The organism is Peribacillus folii, from assembly GCF_030271255.1.
Classification (GTDB): Bacteria; Bacillota; Bacilli; order Bacillales; family DSM-1321; genus Peribacillus.
The window spans coordinates 19510-37035 of record NZ_JASJOM010000006.1 but is presented as its reverse complement, the minus strand read 5'-3'; the positions used below and the strand labels follow the sequence as shown (position 1 = coordinate 37035).

Annotated in this window: 12 protein-coding genes and 1 tRNA gene; 9 read left to right on the top strand and 4 right to left on the bottom strand. The window is 31.9% G+C overall.

Annotated features, from left to right (window positions below):
• Positions 1–184: 184 nt before the first annotated feature.
• From QNI08_RS11265 to QNI08_RS11250, 4 genes are all read left to right on the top strand, one after another.
• Positions 185–382, top strand: coding sequence for a hypothetical protein (locus QNI08_RS11265; RefSeq protein ID WP_285767538.1), 198 nt, complete (start codon positions 185–187; stop codon positions 380–382).
• 502 nt (positions 383–884) lie between these two features.
• A complete protein-coding gene (locus tag QNI08_RS22590; protein WP_285767537.1) occupies positions 885–2213 on the top strand; it encodes a phage lytic cycle repressor MrpR family protein in 1329 nt (442 codons plus the stop codon).
• A 282-nt stretch (positions 2214–2495) separates the two neighbouring features.
• Positions 2496–2567: transfer RNA gene (locus QNI08_RS11255), tRNA-Val, on the top strand.
• A gap of 423 nt (positions 2568–2990) precedes the next feature.
• A complete protein-coding gene (locus QNI08_RS11250) occupies positions 2991–4421 on the top strand; it encodes a beta propeller repeat protein (RefSeq protein WP_285767536.1) in 1431 nt (476 codons plus the stop codon).
• Between the two features lie 617 nt (positions 4422–5038).
• Here the strand turns inward: QNI08_RS11250 and QNI08_RS11245 are convergent.
• The 3 genes from QNI08_RS11245 to QNI08_RS11235 form a co-directional block, all read right to left on the bottom strand.
• A complete protein-coding gene (locus QNI08_RS11245; RefSeq protein WP_285767535.1) occupies positions 5039–6136 on the bottom strand; it encodes a site-specific integrase in 1098 nt (365 codons plus the stop codon).
• Positions 6137–6213: 77 nt separating this feature from the next.
• Positions 6214–6399, bottom strand: a complete 186-nt coding sequence (locus tag QNI08_RS11240) for a helix-turn-helix domain-containing protein (protein WP_285767534.1) — start codon at positions 6397–6399, stop codon at positions 6214–6216.
• A 2-nt stretch (positions 6400–6401) separates the two neighbouring features.
• Complete coding sequence (locus QNI08_RS11235) at positions 6402–6584, bottom strand: helix-turn-helix domain-containing protein (protein WP_285767533.1); 183 nt, start codon at positions 6582–6584, stop codon at positions 6402–6404.
• Positions 6585–6962: 378 nt separating this feature from the next.
• Between QNI08_RS11235 and QNI08_RS11230 the strand changes: the two genes are divergently transcribed.
• Positions 6963–10886 carry an Ig-like domain-containing protein gene (locus QNI08_RS11230; RefSeq protein ID WP_285767532.1) on the top strand — a complete coding sequence of 1308 codons (3924 nt, stop codon included), beginning with the start codon at positions 6963–6965 and terminating at the stop codon, positions 10884–10886.
• A 505-nt stretch (positions 10887–11391) separates the two neighbouring features.
• On the top strand, positions 11392–12285 hold the full coding sequence (locus tag QNI08_RS11225; RefSeq protein WP_285767531.1) for a hypothetical protein: 894 nt from the start codon (positions 11392–11394) through the stop codon (positions 12283–12285).
• Positions 12286–12386: 101 nt separating this feature from the next.
• Here QNI08_RS11225 and QNI08_RS11220 read toward each other — a convergent pair whose 3' ends face one another.
• Positions 12387–12590, bottom strand: coding sequence for a hypothetical protein (locus QNI08_RS11220; RefSeq protein WP_285767530.1), 204 nt, complete (start codon positions 12588–12590; stop codon positions 12387–12389).
• 1100 nt (positions 12591–13690) lie between these two features.
• Here QNI08_RS11220 and QNI08_RS11215 point away from each other — a divergent pair.
• The 3 genes from QNI08_RS11215 to QNI08_RS11205 are packed head-to-tail and all read left to right on the top strand — an operon-like array spanning position 13691 to position 16752.
• Positions 13691–13864 carry a hypothetical protein gene (locus tag QNI08_RS11215; RefSeq protein WP_285767529.1) on the top strand — a complete coding sequence of 58 codons (174 nt, stop codon included), beginning with the start codon at positions 13691–13693 and terminating at the stop codon, positions 13862–13864.
• Entirely contained in the window at positions 13857–15281 is a 1425-nt protein-coding gene (locus tag QNI08_RS11210) for a recombinase family protein (protein WP_285767528.1), read from the top strand. The genes QNI08_RS11215 and QNI08_RS11210 overlap by 8 nt, the downstream gene beginning before the upstream one ends.
• Positions 15262–16752, top strand: a complete 1491-nt coding sequence (locus QNI08_RS11205) for a recombinase family protein (RefSeq protein WP_285767527.1) — start codon at positions 15262–15264, stop codon at positions 16750–16752. The genes QNI08_RS11210 and QNI08_RS11205 overlap by 20 nt, the downstream gene beginning before the upstream one ends.
• The last annotated feature ends 774 nt before the right edge of the window (positions 16753–17526 follow it).

The window sequence follows — 17526 nt, the reverse complement described above, 5'->3', positions numbered from 1 at the left end:
AGTTACATAGGTTGAAAGAAGTAAAAAAAGAGCAATATAAGCAGAAAAGGACAATAATGTGAATTATGTTAGGTGCTTCAATTACGATTGGACCATGGTGAATAATATTCCAGTGCGAGTGAGTTGAAGTTATAAAATTAATGGCTTATAGTAAGAAAAAATTAACTTTAAAGGGATGATACAAATGAATGGTATTTTAGGAGAGATTGGGAAAGCATTAATAGTATTACAAGATGAAGGTGCAGTAATCATTGAAAAAACAGAAGAAATTTTTGTTGATGAAATTGTTTATTATGTCGAAGAAACTTTAAAGGGTGTTAAGGCCGAATATAAAACTGAAGAATTAGAACCAAACGTGAGTATTAAAATAACATTGCAATAAAAAGAGTATCGCATGCATAATAAAAAGACAGTTAGAAATGTATTTCACTGTCTTTTTATTATGGGCTTATTGTTAATGGTATATATTAAGAAACTTCCTATTTAATAGGGAGTTATGGATTAGAACAATAGTTTGTAAATTTAGATGGCAGGCTTCTTCAAGAAGAAGCTTAGAATAAACGGGGGAGTATTTCCACATTTTTTAGTCACCTTCCTATTAAGTAGAGGGGGAGTTGGTAAACACACACACCATAGATTTTTAATGCCTTCGTTACATTTGAGGAAACATTTATAAGGTAATTAATGAATATGAATAAGAACCGACTTCTACCAACAGTATATATTGGCACTTCTTTAAAGGAAATACTCAAAAGTATGTAGAAGACAGTATGAGAGTATTGTCAAGCTAAAATAGTTAATATGTCATTGCTTAAGTAACTACATATAGTAACTATTCTCACTTTTATATTCAAACGTACAATTTCTAGAAGGAGGAGTGAATATTGAAAGACATAAATAATCTAAAGAAAAAATATCTTTCAACAATGTTAAACCAGAATAAAATATCAGAAAATACTGCTAAATATTATGCTAATCATTTTTCAAAAATAAGTGAATATGAACGTGATGTCGATAAAGAACTTATGTATTTTAATCTTGAGGAAATTGAAACTATCCTTCATAGTTATAAATCAAGTAGTAAAAATACAATTGAACACTATGCTCGCAGTATTAGTGGATATTTAAATTGGGGTGTAAAAGAAGGTATCATTAAGAAAAATCCAATTGCAGATTTTAAACCTGACGATTTTATAAAATACGTAACTAATAACGAATTATACTTTACAGATAAAGATTTAGAAAGATATGAAGATTATTGTACAAATTACCAAGATTCTGTAATTCTTAGATTGTTATTTATAGGTGTGGGTGGTAAGCAAATGTCTGAAATTCGCAACCTCAAGAAAGAGGATGTGAATTTTCAAAAAAAACAATTAAGGCTTATTAATTCTTTAAGAGAAGATAAAAATGGTAATCCTTTATCTTCAATAGATAGATATATTGATGTTTCTGATAGAACTTTAGAAATTATTAATGGTGCCATAGATGAAAAAGTATATGGAGAAGAACTTATAGAAAATATTATACATTCTACAGAATTAGTGGATAATGAATTTATAATTAAAGCATTAAAAACTGATAAAGTTAATGCTGATAATGCAGTAAATAAACCATATATTTCTGGTCGAATAACTAAAATTGCAAAGATTTGTGGATTGAAAAAGTTAGATGAAAAATTGATTAAACATAGTGGTATGTTATACACAGCATATAAAGATATGATTGATGACGAGGTTTCATCGGTTGACTTAAAGATAATTGCGGATAAATTTAATATTAATTCTTATCATGACTTAAAAGGATTTATAACATCAAAAAATATTATGGAAACATACAATAATTTCACTTTAGATGAAAATAATGTTGACGACACAGATGGTGATATTGGATTTCCAGAAGGGAAAAAACAGTTAAAACGTCATATTGAAAGAGAAAGAAATCCTAAAGTAATTAAACTTGCAAAACAATATTATAAGGAAAAATACGGAAAGGTTTTTTGCGAGATATGTTCATTTGATTTTTATAAAAAGTATGGGGAAATTGGAGAGAATTTTATCGAAGGTCATCATACTATTCCAGTTTCTGAGTTAGAGGAAGGTCAAATAACCAGAGTGGAGGATATTGCTTTAGTTTGTTCAAATTGTCATCGGATGCTTCATAGAAGAAGACCGTGGCTAACTATACAACAGTTAAGAGAATTGTTAAAATAGATTATGTAAAGGTATTGGTAATAAAATCAATACCTTTTATTGTTTTGAGAAGGCATATAATTCCCATAGATTATCTGATATTTATTAGTGATTTTATCTCAGAAACTCCCTTCTAAGCTTGTAAACGGTATAATTTTGAATAATCAGGCTGTAAAGTAACGATATTCTCTCTTGACGAATTTAAGTGACCACTTTACAATATAAAGTGGAAACGCTAGAAGGTTAGTGGTCAGGTGTTTTTTAATAAATGTAAAAACCTTTAGAAACCTAACATATACATACGACTTGTTAGCTCAGTGGGAGAGCACTTCCTTGACAGGGAAGGGGTCGTGGGTTCGAATCCCTCACAGGTCATCAACTAACAAAGGCTCAAATCCTTGATATCACAGGGGTTTGGGTCTTTTTTTGTTTTTAAAGATATAGTTCATTATGTATTATTTACTCAATTGGTGGCGTATTGGTGGCGGATAGAGAAGTATTTAAACGTATTACAGGACAATTATTTGTGACTGCTGCGGCAATCCCTTTTCTTGTTCCACTAACGAAGCAGTTTAGATTAATAATAATTGGAGCATTAATCTAAGAAGGATTAGTGCGCTTTTTTGTTGAATTAGTTTTCTAAAAGTTTTAAAGGAGACATTCATGAAAAATCATATAAGGCATTTAGTGGAGAATTTGAAAAGAAATTAAATACGAGAACAGAAATATTATGATAAACTGAGTATAAATATTTCCAATGTTTGATAATTTTTTTGTATTTTTGAGGAGAGGTATATATTGGTTGCATGGATGATTTGCTTAATTATCTTTTTATGTCTAACAATTGGAGGAGTTTATGCTTCTTCTGTTGGCTTGACATTTTTATCAATTGTGTTAACAGTTTTAGGGGCAATAGTTTTTGCGTTGGGATGGGATAGATATAAAGATAGAAGAGAATCGGGTTCCTTAAAAGGAAAATTAAACTATCCCCAGTTACCCATTGATTATAAAATTACCATAAATTTAAAGGAGCTCTTTGGAAACAAAAAAGAAAAAAGATTGAATAATTATGTTGATGAAAATTTTAAACTTACTAATCTAAATCCTGGGAAATATTCCCTTGAAATACAAGGGGAATTTTTAAATACTGTTGTAAGAAATGTAGAAATAAATAAAAAAACAATTACTGATATAGGGGAAATACCACTGAATTTTTTATATGATAATTTATTTGTAAAAGAAAAGGCTCCAAATATATATATTAGTGACCTTATTCTAAACTTTAACGGATATGATTGGCTTGGAGGTCAGAAGGAAAGTAAATACCTACTTTACAAACGTAAAATAGGTAAAGAAGAGTGGAATGAAATAAGAATTCCCCAGCTAGAAGGTGCAGTTGCAGTAACTAAGTTTATAGAAATAAATAAACAATGTTTAATTTTAGGAACATCATATCGTGGAGCAATAATAACCTATGATGGGGGTGAAACATGGCAACAGCTAGTGGTTCCCACAGATGTCTGGTATGTTAGAGATGGATTTATCATGGAAAATGGTAATTGGATACTTGTAGCTGATGACGGTCCTAAATATGGAGATAAGAATTTAATTTTAATTTCTCAAGATGATGGACGAACATGGATTAAATCAAGAATAGAAGAAAAAATGGTTATAAAAACAATTAAACAAGTAACGAAAGAAAGAGTAGTTCTTGGTACTAGTACAAATAGTAAAAGAGAAAGTGCAGCAGGTATTTTTTATTCTGATAATGGATTTAACTGGATTAGGGCTTCCTTTAATTTTAATGTAAATAAACCTATAAAGGAGATTACAGTAATTACGACCATAAGCAACGGCAGAATATTAGCTGGTACCACAGGTGGAGGAACAACAGAAGACTTTGATAATGTTTGTAAGTTGTTATTATCTGAGGATAATGGAGAATCTTGGGCTGTTCTTCATGAAGATAAAACATGGGATAATATACAATGGATTTATGAAAGTAACGATGGATTACTGTTTGTATGGTCCTATAATAAAGTATATTGCTCTGTTGACTTTGGAGTGACCTGGGATATTTTTTATGATTATAAATTGTACTCAAAATTTCATGGTGAACTAGGGAAATCCTTTTATATCAGTTCTCAAAATGAGATACTTAAAGGTGATATTTCTAAATTCAATATAAAGAAATATATGACTCCAAAAAACGAAGATACATTTTCCTAATTAACCTAAATAAAATTTACCATACCTTCAAAAAGAGATGGTATTAATGACATCGTTTTACTATTTAATAAACAAGTTTGTGAATATATGTACTTAAACTTTAGAGTGCTTTAACACAATAAGGAATAAAATTAAAGAGCCTAAAATATGCAAGTTTTTATGCACTACTTGCGTATTTTGGCTCTTATTACATTTATAAAAGATACTGCCATTTATAGCATTTTTAAATTGCCAAATACAGAAAAGACAAAACATATAATAAACAGCGAAAATAAGCTATATATAGTAATAGAGACGTTAAGTGTTATGTATCTGATAGTTGGACTCTTGAATACTGCATCGCACTTAGCAATTTTAAAGAAGAGTCTTTAAAGCAGTTAAGTATGAGTGCACAATGCGTGGTCTCTTGTATTTGTTAAAGAATCAACACTAATGTTTAACAAAGCCTGTTTATAAAACAAACTCATCTTACCTTTGTTAGTTTAAAATACTCTTAAAACTGGACCAGAATTGGGTACTGTATACTGATGCCGGCATTCTCGATTAACATAGCCTTATCTAAAAAGGATAGAAGTTTCATACCAATAATCACATTAAAATAGACAGCAATCTGCTGTCTATTTACCCCATAAATAATTTAATGATTCCGCTGCTTCCGATTGTAGTGAAGGAATTAAGTGAGAATATCTATCCATAGTAGTAGATATTTTTGTATGTCCTAATCTTTCAGAAACAACTTTCATGTGAATGTTTTGTTGAAGAAGAAGAGAAGCATGAATATGACGCAAGTCATGAAATGTTATATTAGGAACTTCTGCTTTTTTTATTAAAATTTTCATATTACGTAGAAGGTTCCTAGGGTTAACAGTTGTACCAATTTCATTAGGTACAACCAAGTTATGTTCTCTGAATATATGGTCTTTTTTCTCTTGCTCATTTTTTATTCTATTAAGTTCCATTAAAATTTCAGTAGGAATATCAACATTCCTTCGAGAGCCTTTTGTCTTTGGTTTCATAATGATTGTTTTTCCATCCGTACTTAAAACTTTCAGAACAACTAGTTTCTTTTTGGTAAAGTCAATTTCATTCCAAGTTATACCAAGAATCTCACCGCGCCTAAGACCACAAAAAATTCCTAAAAGATATGCGGGGTAGTATACTGTACCTTTTGCGACATCTAAAAATCTCCTGATATCATCTTCTGTCCATTCAATAGTAGTTTTAAGAATTTCAGGTGGTTTTTTAATCTTACTAGCAGGGTTAACTGAAAGATATTCTTGTTCTACAGCATAATTTAAACTGTTTTTTAGCACAGAAATAATCTTACTAATGGAGTTATTGGACAATTTTTTATCATGTAAACCGGTTTTAAAATTATTTAGTAGTCTAATATTTAAATTTTCGATTAAATAATGACCAATCACCGGTTTTAAATAATTACTTACAATACTAGAATATGTAGAAAAAGTAGAACTAGCAACTGAATGTTCAATCTGTTTCATCCAAATGTCTAAAAAGTCACAATAAGTATACTTTGCAGCCTGAATAAATTTCCCTTTATTGATATCATTTAACACTTCATTCAAGGAATTTTGTGCTTCTTTCTGAGTTTTGAACCCTCTTTTTTTCTTTTTAATTCTCCGACCATCAGGTGTTTTACCAATGTCAACTGTATAACACCAAGTTCTTCCCTCTTTCTTTACGCTGCCTCTCATATTAAACTCTCCTTTATCGTTAATAGTCTTATAGATACAGTATGTTTATTTTTTTAATATCTTATACATCTGTTTAGTTAACTTTTTAACCATTCTATAAAAGTTGGTTTATATATTATTATTCTCTTCCCAACTCTTCTAACAGGAAAAGAATTGCTGTTAGCTAGTATATAAGCTTGTTCACGCCCTATACCAAGGATATTTTGTAATTCGTTAACAGTTATAACATCTGGATATGAATCAAGCGTACTTATATTTGTCATGTCTATTTCCCCTTTCCTTCTAACCATTTAATAAAGTGCTCTTTAGAATAGAGATGTCTATTCCCAAGTCGTATTGTCTTGAAATCCTCAGTTTTAACTAAATCATACGTTTGTCTTTGTCCGATTCTTAATATATTTTGTATATCCTTAACTTTCAATATAGAAGGGTATTCGGTTGTTATCACGTTTATTTTCCTCCTTTCAAAACTCTACACGCTGATATTAACAAATTGATTTTATAAAATGTGAAAATATCAGTTTTATTTTTGAAAAGATAAAAAATAGTTCTTTGTAACTACTTTTGATTTTGGATTTCAGTTAGGATATAGTTGATGTCACAATTTAGGAATTTATTATCTAATTAACAGTCTCATATAATAATAGAAATTAATTCTGGCTATGTAATAGGTTATGGAAGGACGGCATAGATATTTTTTGTGAAATACCAATTTATTGACAATGTGGTAAATATATATTGTTGGTTCATATGGGTAAATAGTACAATTAAATAGTTCACAAGAATCATGTATAAAAAATAAAAAAGTGTATGAAGGAGATTTTACATGTACAAACGTTCAATAAAGATTTTATTAGTTTTTGCTATATTTTTTGCTTTTTCATTAGGCAACTCGCTGCCGATTTTAGCAGCAACGGATACTACCCCTCCGACCGTAAAAAGCATTAGCTTTGACAAAGAGGTCGTACATCCAGGAGAGAAGGTACTTATCCAAGTTGAAGCAGAAGATTTAGAATCGGGGATAGGAGAAAACAAAGGAGATACGGTCATTCAACTAAGAAAACCAGGAAACGCAAATGTAACAGGGAATCTGTATTTGACCTATAACCCTGCTACAAAAAAATATGAAGCCTTGTATACGATACCAATTGATTCAATAACGGGTACATGGTCAATAAATTACATTAGCATCGAAAATAAAGTGGGTAATAGTTTTTATTCCTTTCCCAAATTCGGAGACACTTTATATAAAACATTTGAATTAGTCAATGGAAGTAACGACAAAACTCCTCCGACGGTAAATAGTATCAGTTTCGACAAAGCGGTCGTAAAGCCAGGAGAGAAGGTACTTATCCAAGTTGAAGCAGAAGATTTAGAATCCGGAATAGGAGAAAATAAAGGAGATACGGTTATTCAATTAAGAAAACCAGGAAACGCAAATGTAACAGGGAATCTATATTTGACCTATAACCCTTCTACAAAAAAATACGAAGCCTTGTATACGATACCAATTGATGCAATGAACGGTACATGGTCAATAAATTACATTAACATCGAAAATAAAGTGGGTAATAGTTTTTATTCCTTTCCCAAATTCGGAGACACTTTATATAAAACATTTGAAGTAGTCAATGGAAGTAACGACAAAACTCCTCCGACGGTAAAAAGTATCAGTTTCGACAAAGCGGTCGTAAAGCCAGGAGAGAAGGTACTTATCCAAGTTGAAGCAGAAGATTTAGAGTCCGGAATAGGAGAAAATAAAGGAGATACGGTTATTCAATTAAGAAAACCAGGAAACGCAAATGTAACAGGGAATCTATATTTGACCTATAACCCTGCTACAAAAAAATATGAAGCCTTGTATACGATACCAATTGATGCAATGAACGGTACATGGTCAATAAATTACATTAGCATCGAAAATAAAGTGGGTAATAGTTTCTATTCCTTTCCCAAATTGGGGGACACTTTATATAAAACATTTAAAGTAGCAGATGATGTAATTCCTCCAGGAGCACCAAATGTAAATGAAGTGACGAACAAATCATCAAGTGTTACAGGAAAAGCCGAAGCTGGCTCAACGGTAACTGTTAAAACGGCAAACAAACTACTTGGAACAACAGTCGCTAAAGAAGACGGAACGTTCTCTGTACCCATAAAGTTACAGCCAGTAGAAACATTGTTGGAAGTTACTGCAACGGATAAAACAGAAAACGTCAGCGAAGTAACCAAGGTTACTGTGAAGGAATCTAATATAGTGGATTTTGTAGATGAAAATCTAAAAAAAGAGGTTCTTAAGGAATTAAGAAAAACAATCAGCGTAACTGACAATATAACAAAGGAGGATATGGCGAACCTATCAAATTTAAATGCGCAGAATCTGGGGATAAAGGATTTAACTGGTTTAGAATATGCAATTAATGCAAGTTCAATAATCCTTGCTGGAAATGAAATAGTGGATATTTCTCCTTTAAAGAACTTGAAACAATTAGGAATTCTGAGTCTTCAAAATAATAAGATTAAAGATATTACACCTATAAGTAATATGACAGGATTATATAATCTCAATCTAATGACCAATCAAATTACGGACATTAGTCCATTGGTTACTAATTGTAAAAATGGCGGGTTCCGTACAGGTAATGCAATCAATCTAACATTTAATCATATTGAATGGACAGAAGAAAACCTCCATGCTGTGCGGGTTCTAGTTGATGATTACTATATTCATTTAGAAAGATTACCTCAAATAGATGTGAAATCACCACCCGTACCAAAAGTTAACAATGTAGATAATACGAGTACAAGTGTGACTGGGGAAGCGGAAGCAGGCTCAACTATCACCATTAAGGCTGGTGAAAAAGAGTTGGGAACAGGAGTAGCCTTAGACAATGAAACGTTTTCAGTAAAGATTGATGCACAAAAAGAAGGTACAAAACTTTCCGTTACCGCTACTGATAATGCAGGAAATAAAAGCGAAGCCAAGACAGTTATTGTAAAAGATGTAATAGCACCTACAGCTCCACACGTGGATGAGGTAACAGACTTGTCTACAAGTGTTTCAGGAACAGCAGAAACAAATTCATCGATAGTAGTAAAAATCGGTTCGACCGTATTAGGTACAACGATAACTAACGAAGGCAAATTTTCGGTTTCTATACCTAAACAAAAAGCTGGAACAAAATTAACCATCACGGCTACTGACGATGCTGGAAACTCCAGCGTAGCAAAAGAAGTAAAAGTTAAAGAAACAATCATTATGGATGTAACACCACCGACTGCTCCAACAGTTGACGAAGTAACAGAAACATCTACAAGCGTATCAGGTACAGCTGAATCAGGTTCCTTGATTAAAGTAAAATCAGGAACAGCTGTAATAGGAACAGTTACAACAAGTATAGACGGTAGATTTACCGTCCAAATATCTAAACAAAAAGCTGGAACAAAACTAGCGGTCACGGCTACGGATAAAGCAGGAAACCCTAGCGCAGAAATAGAGATAACAGTTAAAGATGTAACAGCACCTACCGTGCCAACAGTAAATGAAGTAAAGGATACCTCTTCGAGCATATCAGGAACCGCCGAAGCAGATTCCATAATACGAGTAAAAGACGGTACAACAGTAATAGGAACTGCTACAGCAAATACCGATGGTAAATTTACCGTCCAAATATCTAAACAAAAAGCAGGAAAAAAACTAACCATTACGGCTACAGACAAAGCAGGAAACATCAGTGCAGCAAAAGAGATAACAATTAAAGATGTTACAGCACCATCTACGCCTACTGTAAATGCCGTCTATGATAATGCTACCGTTATTACGGGTAAAGCGGAATCTAATGCAAACGTATATGCCATGGTGGGAAGCAAGAAAATCGGTGAAGCCAGAGCGAATAACGGTGGCTATTCCATTAGGATTGCTAAACAAAAAGCTGGCACATCCATTGTTGTGCATGCGGTTGATGCAGCAGGAAATAAGAGCGGAAGCAATTCTGTAAAAGTTATCGACAAAACAGCTCCATCTGTCCCAAGCGTCAATACAGTCTATGATTATTCGACTGCTATTTCTGGTAAAGCTGAAACCAACGCAAAAGTTTATGCCATGGTCGGTAGCACTAAAATCGGAGAAGCTACATCAAAAAGCGGTTCGTATAGCATGAAGATTTCGAAGCAAAAAGCCGGAACAAACATTGGTGTGTTTGCGATAGATACTTCAGGGAATAAAAGCTCCAGCAAAACAGTTAAGGTAATAGACAAAACGGCTCCATCTGCCCCAAGTGTCAATACAGTCTATGATTATTCGACGGCTATAGCTGGTAAAGCCGAAACCAATGCAAAAGTATATGCGGTGGTTGGAACCAAGACAATTGGAGAAGCCACATCAAAAAGCGGTTCGTATACCATGAAGATTTCGAAGCAAAAAGCCGGCACATCCATTGTTGTTTATGCGAAAGATGCTTCAGGAAATAAGAGCTCCAGCAGAGCCGTTAAGGTCATTGATAAAACAGCTCCACCTGTTCCAACCGTTAATAAAATAACGAGCAAGACCGTAACCGTTACTGGTAAGAGTGAAAAAGGCGCATCCATTTTTATTTACAATGGAAGCAAGAAAATCGGACAAGGTATAGTAGATAGCCGAGGAAATTATAAAGTGAAAATCAAGGCACAAAAGAAGGGTTCTACTATAAAGGTATACGCTCAAGATAAATCAGGTAACAAGAGTAAAAGTAAAACAATAAAGGTAAGCTAATATTAACCAAAGACAATATCAACAACGGTAATACTTCTCAAAGTATTACCGTTTCTTTTTTGTATATTCTATTAAACAATAATGTTGGTACATTAGCCTAAATAGAACTGCTTCAACGCTTAACACAAAAAGAAGCTGCTGTTTATAAGTCGAAACATTCATCACAAAGACAGCGAAAATAGACCGACACCTATTCTTCCATTTGATAAATATAATTATTTTTTATTATTTCTTCCGCCCAAAAAGCGGGTCCCATGTGTTGTGACCAAAAATATCGCCATCGATTTTCTTTTCAATTTCTGAACCATATATCGTTTTTCTTGCATTGTCTATATTTAAATTAAATACTCCACCAAATAATCTACTATTTGATTCTTGATATCTGGACTTCCCACTTTTATTTAACTTTCCTGTTACCTTTTGTAAAACAACTATTGATTAAAATATTGTTACAAGAGATAATAAACCGTGCTAAAAGAGACACCATACAGGGGGAAAATGAATAATGAAGTTGTTAAAAGTATTAATAATAGGTTTATTGTCTGTCATTCTTTTATCGGCATGTTCAGACAGTTCAAACGGAGATGTAAAAAAGGTTGAAGAACCGAAGAAAGAGCAAAAAGAATTCTCAACATTGGAAGATTTCTCTAAAATAGATTTTGAGAATCCAGATAAAGAGGCATGGGCTAAAATTTATATGCCAAAAAAAGATTTCAAAACAATTTTAAAACAGATGTCTGGTCCTGATGATGACGGCACTATCACTTATAAAAGCATTGAATTAAAAGACTCTAAGACGATAGAAATGAAAGTGAACAACTCAGATGGTGGAAGCTTTGAGAACAGCATGCAAGCAGCAATTATGGATGCCTACATACGAGAACTATATAAACACTCTGAGCTCTATGATGATAAAAAAGAACCAACTATCCGTACCGTTGATTTGAGTAACACAGTTATTGCGGAAAACAAGAAGCCTATTGAATTCGAAGAAGATGGTGAGGATTCCGAACAAAAACCTAAAGAACTTGGAACCTTCAAACTAGGTGAAAAGGTAAATGTGGAAGGTCATATCATTACATTAACAAATGCACATTATACAAAGGAAAGAAACGAATTTGAAGAAACACAGCCCAAAGAAGTAATGGGATTTGATATTGAATACCAAAATGGGACAAAAGAAGAACAAGTAGTTAGCGCGGGAGATTTTGAAGTGTATGACAGCAAAGGTGAAAAGATGGAGGTATATGCTCTCGATACATTAACCGAGAGTGTTCAAGCAGGTAAGCATGTTAACGGACCTGCTGCTTTCGGAGTAACCGGTAATGCACCTTATGAAATCTTCTACACAGATTATATTACGGGTAGCAAAGCAAAATGGATTATGGAAGTGAAATAATCGTATTCATGTTCATTTTTTGAAGCAAAAATCTTAGGCAAAAAGGTACTCACAACAATGGTGAGTACCTTTTTTTGTTATGCCTTTTATGTTTCAATCTTCTATATAAAAATATCAATGCATTGTTCTACAGTTGTTGCAGAGGCTAACTGTTTCGCTTTTGTAGCCAGTACATCTGCCGGTTCTGTATCGAGAATAACACCAAATAAGTTTTCTATTTCATCCAAGATTTTTTCTAAACGGGTAGAGATGATTGAAATCGCTATTTTTTTGACAAGTCTGTGTTCAGCCATGTTAATACTCACTTGAATCAACCCTTCTAATAAACTTAAATACCTATATTCGCTTAGCCAATTGTTAATTCCTTTTAAGAAAAGAATATGGCGAAAAATAAATCGATACCATTTACTTAAAAATTGGCTGTTTGCACTGGTTTGGTTTTTAAGTTTATTTGTTCTATTGAAGATTTGAAGTAATATAATTAATCGTAAGATTTTAATTAGAGGTGTTGAAAATAATGAAAAAAGAAGAAATAAAACAAATAATTCGGGATACCGGTGACAAAGGAAACCGGTCATAAGAATTTATTAAATTACCTAAGTGCGCGAAATAAGAGGTATTAGCTGTTGGTTATTTAACCATAATTAATTTTTTATCAAGTAAAAAGGACCCTTGCATGGTCCTTTTCTTATGTATTGTCCGTTCAAAATAAGCAATGTTATACAGCCTTTAATCCATCCTCCTTTAACCCATCTACATATTTTTTATATCCCATTTTGAATATCATTTTTTTAAAAACTATCTAGTATAGCAAATTAAATCTCCTATTTGTTGTTTTTTCTAATTAGATTTTTTTTTAAAAAAATAAATCTTGAATTAGAAAAAAAATTTCGATTTTCCATCCATTCGATTTTTTAATTTGCTACTATGACCTTACTGAAATGATGCTTACTAAATGGATGAAAGAGAGGAATAGGAAAATGAAAATTCAAGTAAGGAAACCTAATCGAAGGATAAGAACAATTACCCAGCAAAAAATAAATGTATTTACAAACAAAATTGGAGAAGAAACATATTATGAATGAGCATAGCCCTGAAAATCTATTGGAAAGTCTTGAGAAAGCATGTAAAAAACATAATGTTTCTTCAACCATTGTTATTAAATATATAGCTCTGATTATGAGCAGAAGGAATAAATAATGAAAAGTATATTCGAGCAACTTAAGTTGCCAGGCTCAAATACATATAAGGCTGTCAGCAAAAGAAAAGATATTTTAGAAGTATCAGAGGATTTAGAAGATACATACCAACTAGAATTCGATTTTGACAGCTTAAAAAACTCGTAGGTATATAAAAAACGCTTTCTGTCAATTATGTATATAAGACTAGATTAGGAGACGATTATATGAAGGACATTAAAACTCAATTTGTTATAACACAAGAGCAAAACGAGTTGGGAACAATGTGGATTGAGCGACTTATTGAAAAATTACTTTTTCAAGAAATTGGATTTTCCGTCACAGAGCAAATTCAAATAATTAATAAGCGGTACCAAGGAAAGGAAGATAAAATTGAATAAATTAGTAAAAAAAGACAAGTTGATACTATTTCTTCGGAGAGTTAGTACAGAAAACCAGAGTTTAGAAATGCAAGTAGCGGCTGATAAAAAGTACAGAGATGTATTGGATGAAGATGAGTATCTAGAAATCAATGAACTGGGAGTTTCAGCAAACAAAATTAGCATTAAGAACAGAGAGAAAATGGTGGAGGTCATTAGATTAATTAAACAAGGGGAAATTGCTAAGATATATGTTTATGACAGAAGCCGGTTGACTAGAAACTTCTATGAATACATTGAATTAGTAGATTTGTTTATTGCTAATAATATTGAAATAAATTTCACTACAACTGATGCGAGCTATTCAAATTTTAGTTCTAATTACTTGGTAGAGGGGTTTAACGGGATTTTGATAGAAGAAGAAGGGAAAGGCATTGCACGCAGGGTAGCGGATAATAATCGAAAGCTACCCAATAGGAAATTCGGCTTTATAGTTAATAAGAAGGATATCATAAAAAAATACGCTTTGGATTCAGAATATAAAACTCAATTAATGAACCTTTTCGAAAAAGCAAATGGAATTAAGAATACTAAAGAATTCATAGAATTAATTACAGTTTTTTCAGGGGTATTCAATAGACCACCGATGAAAATCGTAAAGATATTAACAGATTGTTTTTATGCAGGTCATGAAAAAATTGGAAAACGTTACGCTTTACTATCATATGTTGAACCAGCAATAACAATTGAGGTTTTTTCTGAAGTTCAAAATAAAGTTGAGCCCTTTATTAGTAAGCTAGAGGGGAATCTGGACGAACGTTCCTCAGAAAGTTTTTTTATACCCTTTTGTAAAATGTGTCAAAACAAAATGGTATATAGAAAGAATAAAATGGGTGATTCAGGATTATACACTTGTTCAAGGAAACACATGAAGATATCGATTAAGGTAAGTGAATTTAACAAATCATTAATCAGTAACCTTTCCATAGTATTTAGCTCGTTGAATAAAAATGCCTTGGAGAAACAGGCTTTAGTGATTCTTGAAAAAATTATAGAAAATAAGAAAAGAGAGCATTACTCAACTGAAAAAGAGATTGAAGATAAAGAACTAAAAATCGCTACATCACCTAAAGAGCAATTTTATAACAGTAATCTTGATAAAGATATCAGAAAATTAAAGCAATTAAAAGCTGCAAGAAAAGAAGTGAAAGAACAGATTTTAATATGTAATAACTATAAAAAAAATTTGGAAGTGTTGATTGAAAAAATAAATGTTGGCAGTTCTTTAACGGAAAATGAAATCAAGAACTTCGTAAATCTTATTGTTAAAAAATGTTTCGTTGATGAAAAATATTTAACCTATCATTTCTTTTTTAATGAATACCTAGATAAGGACTACATAGAGAGGATGAGTAGTATTGTTAACATTAACATCTAAAAAGTTGGCTGTCGCTTCAATTAGACGTTCATCCACTAATCAAAAAGGTAATAACTCATTTGAAGTTCAAAAGTTAGCAATCCAAGATTTAGCTAATAAAAAGGGTTATATATTACCTGATGAGTTTATTTTTTATGATGATGCAGTGAGTGCTTTTAAAATAAAGGCTAGCAAACGGGATGGATTAAATAAAATGAAAAGAATAATATTAACAGAAGATATAGGAGCTGTTATTTTTTATGACTTCTCAAGAATTGATAGAAAAATTTATTCATTTGTTTCTGAGTTTTATTATGATGTAATTAATAAAAAACCAAATCTTGAGTTTTTCACTACAACGAAAGAAGAAGCCTGGACACCTGCCGATTTGGACGTTAAGTTGCAACTGATTATAGCTAATGCAGAGTCTATCGAAAAATCAAGAAGAGCAGTAGACAGTCAAAAGACTGATTTGAATTTAGAAGTTGTTAAAAGACCTGGTTCTACTAGTCCATTTGGGTATGAGCATATTAAAGAACAAAAGCAATTAGTACCTAATAAAGATGAAGCAATTGTATTATTCATCTTTTATTTAGCATCTTGGGGTCATTCTGTACAAAAGGTTGCGGATATTTTAAATGAAGCTGAAATCCCTTCACCTTCCAAAAAAAAATGGCAAGCAAGTACAATAGACAATATGTTGAAAAATCCAGTTTATCTAGGTCACTTAGACTGGAATATCAAAGGAGAACAAAACTTTGAAAAGAAATTTTATAGAGAGCACATACATGAACCAATCGTGCCAAATTCATTAAGTCGATTAATTGAAATTAATCGTTCATTGAAAAAAAGGTACAATAAATTTGAAACACCATTTTTATTCGGCAACCTATTGTATTGTGAAAATTGTGATTATCAGCTTAAACATCGGAATAGCTCTACAAAAAAGAATGGTATTAAATATGCCTATTTGAAATATTACTGCACTAATTGTCCGTTTGAAATTGAAGCTGAAAGTTTAAACCAACTTTTAATTGATTATATTCAAAAACAATTGGCAGTTTCTTTTAAAATTAACTCTTCCACAGTAACTAGTTCATTATTAAATTACTCTGATTCTTTAAAAGGTTTTCTTTTACAACTAAACGCTCAAGAAAAGCTTCTTCAGGAAAATAAAAAGATTCAAATTGAAAAAGGGCTAAAATTGGACAGCGTATTTCGAAATGTCGAAAAGAGGATACAAAAGCAAATTCATAATGTTAATCAAACAATACAAGATATCGAAAATCTCTTAGAACCAGATAATATAAATATCTTTTTACACAATTTTGAGCAGCTGGATTTAAACGAATTATCACATACAGAACAGAGATTAGTATTCCTTTACTTTATTGAAAGTATAAGGATTAACGATAGAATGGGAACAGATTTGAAATTTAATGTGCTTTTCAAAGTTAACCCAGTTGTACTACTCGAAAATATAATGGGATAGAAAATCGAACTTTCTACCGGACACTTGTATGAAAAACCGAACCGGATTTTTTGAACAGAACTAGCTTATAAACAAATGGCTTTAAATGCTATATGTTATAAGCTTTTTCTTATTATTAGTTCGATATTCAATCCTATAAAGTATAGTTTAATGGATATATTATCGAAACTTATAAGATTAGTATGGACAGAAAATCGAACTTATAAACATATGAAAAGGGGGGGAATACAATATAGGAACCTTTCGTCCAAATTATGGTGAATATTTTGAGGAGATGTTTAACTCGAAAGGTGATGGGTTTGTAAATAGAATACACATGAATAAAGATAATATTTTAGAAAAAGGGGTGTTAAATGTTTAGAGTGGTGCTTATGCTCGCGTTTTAACTGGAAGAGAAGTACAAGATTCTCCAATGCTGAAAAGTTGATGTTACAAAATGTATGTAGGACAACACCATAAATCGTAATGAAACCACCATTTTTGATATTGAAAACCTTACTAACCGTTGATAATCTTATGCGTATACGACAATAAGAAATAATAATAATTGACATGTATAAAACCGGATGCTCCCAGTGAATATTCGAGAGGAATCCCCTCTATATTGCAACTTTTTTAATTTGTAGGCTCAGTTAAAGGATGTTGTTGATTTTCTTGATGAACTACCATGAAAATAAGTCTCTTTAAAAATGAAAAATGACAATACTTAAGAAGACTCTGCTCAATCGTTAAAAAAAAAGAGGAGAGCGTTAATTAATTAGCCGATGGATTACG

What these genes read in the sequence shown, in the direction of transcription:
- QNI08_RS11265 (WP_285767538.1), top strand. Translation starts at nt 185, where the DNA reads ATGAATGGTATTTTAGGAGAGATTGGGAAAGCATTAATAGTATTACAA.
- QNI08_RS11230 (WP_285767532.1), top strand. Translation starts at nt 6,963, where the DNA reads ATGTACAAACGTTCAATAAAGATTTTATTAGTTTTTGCTATATTTTTT.
- QNI08_RS11225 (WP_285767531.1), top strand. Translation starts at nt 11,392, where the DNA reads ATGAAGTTGTTAAAAGTATTAATAATAGGTTTATTGTCTGTCATTCTT.
- QNI08_RS11245 (WP_285767535.1), bottom strand. Translation starts at nt 6,136, where the DNA reads ATGAGAGGCAGCGTAAAGAAAGAGGGAAGAACTTGGTGTTATACAGTT.
- QNI08_RS11215 (WP_285767529.1), top strand. Translation starts at nt 13,691, where the DNA reads ATGAAGGACATTAAAACTCAATTTGTTATAACACAAGAGCAAAACGAG.
- QNI08_RS11240 (WP_285767534.1), bottom strand. Translation starts at nt 6,399, where the DNA reads ATGACAAATATAAGTACGCTTGATTCATATCCAGATGTTATAACTGTT.